Raw genomic sequence first — 1,290 nt, 5'->3', positions numbered from 1 at the left:
TTATTGCCCCCTCTGCAACATTTTTAATTATTGCTAGTATCGTCGACGGATGTAGACGTCGCAATTTTCCGGTTGCTGGCAACACCAATGGTGTCGCAGCATCGTCCGTCCACTCTACCTGGATGCGAAACACAGTTTTGTAAAAGTCTATCAGCAGAAATAGCTCAGCTGTGATTGCAAGCCTCCGCAAGTCACCGCTATTACCCCTGACAGTTATCCAGCAGACGCCATTTTCGTCACGATTAACATCATCAACGTTTACAGCCGCAACCTCCGAAACCAACAACCCGGCTTGCAAAATTATCGAAAACAGTATGGTATCTCTTAATCTTTTTTTCTTTTTTTTCTGACCATCTATCACTTCAAATAGCGCACCAAGTGCTTCTTGGTCCAGAGCACGCCTGAGCACGGGCTTATTAATTCTTGGGGTCTCTAAGGCTTCCGTCGGATCRAGCTCAAGCAGTCCGTTCCGGACGGCCCATTTAAAAAAGCTGCCAACTTGGACTAACGCATATCTTTGTGACGCCTCATTTAATGGGCCAGCAAAAGGACGCCAGCCGTCATTGCATTTCGGATATTTTGTTTTTGATATCCAGATTGAAACAGGTGTCGGTTGCTCTAGAAATTTTGCGTAGCTGGCAATGTCTGCCGGGGCTAGCTCGAGAAGCTTTTTTCGTTGTACTGAAATTGCCCAGAGTAAAAGTCGTTCAATCTCTTTTTTCATTACTCTACGTGTTAGGCTATTTTTCGTACCTTGACTTATCCATTCATCGAGAAGCTTGAAGTCCCCTGCCCAACCCTCAGCGTTGGTTGAGTCCATGACATCTGGTGAGATTCCTACCGCTCGCAGAAACTCTTCACTGTAGACATGACTAATCATCATCAAGGCCTCTAGTAGCCATACACATGATTTATTAAAGCGTTATTTCATGTCATGACCTTATGATATGGCAAGGGTCCTGTTATAAAATTACTATCTAAGACAGATGGAATTCCTTAAAAAACATCTGACGCCCGTTTACGCATTTACTTCCATCAACCTCTCATTCCATTATTTGTTTCAGCATTTCAGAAGGTAACTGCTTGAATGAACTTCATGCACACTATAGAATAGAGACTCATGTCTCTGCTTTATATACGATTTTTTATCTTATTAGTTTTACTCAATTACTTCTGAGCACTGTAGTCGACATCTTGGTCTACGATCTCGACCTCCACCGTTATCGTTCCTGCCCCCTCTTCACTCTACTAATACCGGGACAGACCACATGCGTAGGCTCTGAGGTGTTG

The 1,290-nt window shown here is 43.8% G+C and carries 1 protein-coding gene; it reads right to left on the bottom strand.

Annotation, left to right across the window (positions count from 1 at the left end; genetic code table 11):
- Nucleotides 1-883, bottom strand: an 883-nt coding sequence (locus AC1DLB_RS30265; protein ID WP_477786315.1) for a tyrosine-type recombinase/integrase, incomplete at its 3' end; no start/stop codon positions are given.
- Nucleotides 884-1,290: the final 407 nt, after the last annotated feature.

The sequence above is a fragment of the Pseudomonas sp. 05N434 genome, assembly GCF_056396965.1.
The sequence above is the reverse complement of the archived record's forward strand: the minus strand, read 5'-3'. Positions and strand labels throughout refer to the sequence as shown.